General features: G+C 64.8%; 4 protein-coding genes and 1 pseudogene. All 5 read left to right on the forward strand.

From position 1 onward, the window contains the following. The first annotated feature begins 342 nt into the window (after positions 1–342). Positions 343–1,260 (forward strand): DMT family transporter, encoded by a 918-nt coding sequence (locus tag ACFDR9_RS27300; RefSeq protein WP_017877121.1) that lies wholly within the window; start codon positions 343–345, stop codon positions 1,258–1,260. Between the two features lie 32 nt (positions 1,261–1,292). After that, a complete protein-coding gene (locus tag ACFDR9_RS27305) occupies positions 1,293–1,682 on the forward strand; it encodes a methylglyoxal synthase (protein ID WP_409033021.1) in 390 nt (129 codons plus the stop codon). Between the two features lie 30 nt (positions 1,683–1,712). Next, complete coding sequence (locus ACFDR9_RS27310) at positions 1,713–2,687, forward strand: quinone oxidoreductase family protein (protein ID WP_409033022.1); 975 nt, start codon at positions 1,713–1,715, stop codon at positions 2,685–2,687. Positions 2,688–2,692: 5 nt separating this feature from the next. Next, a complete protein-coding gene (locus ACFDR9_RS27315; RefSeq protein WP_409033023.1) occupies positions 2,693–2,845 on the forward strand; it encodes a hypothetical protein in 153 nt (50 codons plus the stop codon). 117 nt (positions 2,846–2,962) lie between these two features. After that, positions 2,963–3,156, forward strand: a pseudogene (locus tag ACFDR9_RS27320) (transposase); the annotation flags it as partial.

The following is a 3,156-nucleotide window of genomic DNA, read 5'->3' on the forward strand; positions in this document are numbered from 1 at the left end:
CGTCGCCTCCAAGCGCCTAAAGGCGGGCTGGAACGCCGACTACCTTGGCAAGGTGTTGGGCCTGGCCATCTGATCCTTCATGCAATCGCCCTGGCGGCCTGGATACGCCGCTTCCCTGTGCGCGCGCAACGTCCCGGCCGCGATTTCCACAAATTCCAGGCGCCGGCGGCGTCCAAAAAATACCAGCGGCAAGCAGTCCGGGCTCGGGCCCTCGCGCTCTGCCCCGGGTTCGCGCCCCTGGTTTTGCCCCAAAAACCGCCATGTCGGGAGCTGACCCCGGCGTTGTCGCGTTGCCGGGGGAGGGCGTCAGCGACGTTTCGCTTTTGCCATTACAATCGACGCATGAGTACAATTCCAGCCGTTTCGCCCCAGCAGTCCCTTCCACGTTCGGCGTATCTGGGCGGCCTGTCGATCGCGGTCGGCGGCGCGGTGCTGTTTTCCACCAAGGCCATCGTCGCCAAGCTGTTGTACCGCTACCAGATCGACGCCGTGACCCTGATCGCTTTCCGCATGCTGTTTTCGCTGCCGGTGTTCGCCGCCGTGGCGCTGTGGAAGATGCGCACCGAGGCGCCGCTGGCGCCGCGCGACCGCTGGCGCCTGGTCGGCCTGGGCCTGGTCGGCTACTATTTGTCGAGCTTTCTCGATTTCCTCGGGCTGCAATACATTACGGTCGGGCTGGAACGGCTGATCCTGTTCCTCACCCCGACCTTCGTGCTGCTCATTAGTACGGTGTTCCTGAAGCACCACATCAGCCGGTTGCAGTGGCTGGCGCTGCTGGCCTCGTATTGCGGCATCGTGCTGGTGTTCGTCCACGATTTGCGGGGCGGCGCCGGCAATGTGGTGCTCGGCTCGCTGCTGGTGCTCGGGTCGGCCACCTCGTACGCGGTGTATCTGCTCGGTTCGGGCGAACTGGTCAAGCGCATCGGCGCGCTACGCCTGGTGTCGTACGCGATGTGCGTCTCCAGCGCCGCCTGCGTCGGCCAGTTTTTCCTGCTGCGCCCGGCGTCGATGTTGCTGCAGCCGCTGCCGGTGTACGGCCTGTCGCTGCTCAACGGCATCTTTTGCACGGTGTTGCCGGTGTTCATGACGATGACGGCGGTGCAGCGCATCGGCGCCGCCACGGCGTCCCAGGCCGGCATGATCGGCCCGGTGTCGACGCTGTTCCTGGGCGCGCTGGTGCTCGGCGAGCAAATCACGAACTGGCAGTTGGCCGGCACCAGCCTGGTGCTGGCCGGTATTTATATGTTATCGAAGAAATAGCCCCTTACCTCCCTCCATACGGACAGCTCACCATGACAACCCGCATCGCCCTGATTGCCCACGACAAGAAAAATGACGACATGATCGCGCTGGCCGGCGAATACATCGATTTCCTGCGCACCTGCACGCTGTCGGCCACCGGTACCACCGGTGGGCGCCTGATCGACGAGCTGGGTCTGGTGGTCGAGCGCAAGCATTCGGGTCCGTTCGGCGGCGACTTGCAGATCGGCTCGATGCTGGTCGAGGGCCGGATCGATTGCGTGGTGTTCCTGCGCGACCCGATGACGCCGCAGCCGCACGAGCCGGACATCAACGCGCTGGTGCGCGCCTGCGACGTGCACAACGTTGCCTGCGCCACCAATCTGGCGTCGGCCCACCTGGTGCTGTCGCAACTGGCGGCGCGCGCCGCCGCGCCAGCCTGACTTCAACTTCACAACGACAAGGAAGCCCCTATGACTAAGACGATCAGAATGCGCCGCGCCGGCGGTCCCGAAGTGATGGAATATGTCGACGTCGAGCTGGCCCCGCCCGCTCCCGGCGAGGCGCAGGTGCGGCACGAGGCGATCGGACTGAATTACATCGACGTCTATTTCCGCACCGGCCTGTACCCGCAAGAGTTGCCGGCCGGCCTGGGCAAGGAGGGCGCCGGCGTCGTCGAGGCGGTGGGCGAGGGCGTCACCGAGGTCAAGGTGGGCGACCGTGTCGCCTACGCGGGCGGGCCGAACGGCGCCTATGCGCAAGTGCGCAACGTGCCCGCGGCGATGCTGGTGGCGCTGCCGGAGAAGGTCGATTTCGACACGGCCGCGGCGATGATGTTGCAAGGCATGACGGCGCAGTATCTGCTGCACCGCACGGTGGCGCTGAAGGCCGGCGACACGGTGCTGTTCCACGCCGCCGCCGGCGGGGTCGGCCTGATCGCCAGCCAGTGGGCCAAGGTACTGGGCGTGACCCTGATCGGCACGGTCGGCTCGGACGACAAGGCGGAACTGGCCAGGGCGCACGGCGCCGCGCACGTGATTAACTACAACAGCGAGAATTTCGTCGAACGGGTGCGCGAGATTACCGGCGGCAAGGGCGTGCGCGCGGTCTACGACTCGATCGGCAAGGACACCTTCACCGGCTCGCTCGACTGCCTGGCGCCGCTGGGCACGATGGTCAGCTTCGGCAACGCGTCCGGGCCGGTGCCGCCGTTCTCGCTGGGCGAACTGACGTCGCGCGGCTCGCTGTTCATCACCCGTCCGTCGCTGTTCAGCTACATCGCCACGCGCGAGGATCTGCAGGCGACGGCGAGCTCGCTGTTCGGCATCGTCGCCAGCGGCGAAGTCAAGATTGCCATCAACCAGCGCTATAACCTGGCCGACGTGGCGCAAGCCCATACCGAGCTGGAGTCGCGCAAAACGACCGGCTCGTCCATTCTAGTGCCGTAGGAAATATGCGCGATGCTGACGACGAGGTGCCGGCGGGCGGGGGCGGCGACGGCTCGCCCAAGTTCGGCCGCCTGCTGATCGCGCTGGCGCTGGCGGTCTTGCTGATCGGCGCCATCACGCTGGGCGCCGAAGCGTACTATTCAAACCCGCGGCCTTAAATGCGGGGGGCAGACCCTCGGGGTCCGCCCCAATCCACCCAAGTTAAGAATTTTTCTTTAAAAGTAGAGCGAAATACAATAAAAATCTTGACATGCCAGTGAGGTAGGGCGCGGTCAGTGAGATTTTTTACCTCATTGGCCGCTATGTCCCTTGCCGCACTGTTCAACGATCTTGCCGCGCATTTGCAGTCCGTCGAATTCCTTCTGACGGCCCGGCATATTGAACACCCCGCCGCATTTTCCCGCCAGCGAAAATTGCCGTTGCCGGCGCTGGTCGCGTTGATGCTTACCGGTATGCGCATGAGCGTCCA

The sequence above is a fragment of the Janthinobacterium sp. CG_23.3 genome (genome assembly GCF_046115965.1).
Lineage (GTDB): Bacteria > Pseudomonadota > Gammaproteobacteria > Burkholderiales > Burkholderiaceae_D > Janthinobacterium.